A 321-nucleotide genomic window follows, 5' to 3' on the forward strand; every position below is an offset into this window, starting at 1 on the left:
ACCGTCAAGCGCTTCCATTACGACAGCCACGAGCAGTTAAGGACACACCTCAGCGATTTCATGACAGCCTATAATTTTGGGCGAAGGCTCAAGACCCTCAGTGGCCTCACACCTTACGAATATGTCTGCAAAATATGGACTTCAGAGCCAGAAAGATTCATCATCAATCCAACCCATCAAACCACGGGACTAAACACCTAGGTCGCGTTGACAAAAGACCTAATCCAGAGCCTTGCTGCGGCGATATTGAGGGAACTCATGAAGGACAAGGCAGTCTTGTCGTAGCGGGTTGTGATGCGGCGCATCTGCTTGAGTTTGTTG

At 49.5% G+C, this 321-nt stretch carries 1 protein-coding gene; it reads left to right on the forward strand.

All coding sequences use genetic code 11. The features are described from left to right. On the forward strand, positions 1 to 201 hold a 201-nt coding region (locus HK24_RS05580), incomplete at its 5' end, for an IS3 family transposase (RefSeq protein ID WP_143412294.1). Positions 202 to 321 lie beyond the last annotated feature (120 nt).

It is taken from the genome of Gluconobacter sp. DsW_058 (assembly GCF_002153615.1).
GTDB classification, from domain to species: Bacteria; Pseudomonadota; Alphaproteobacteria; order Acetobacterales; family Acetobacteraceae; genus Gluconobacter; species Gluconobacter cerinus.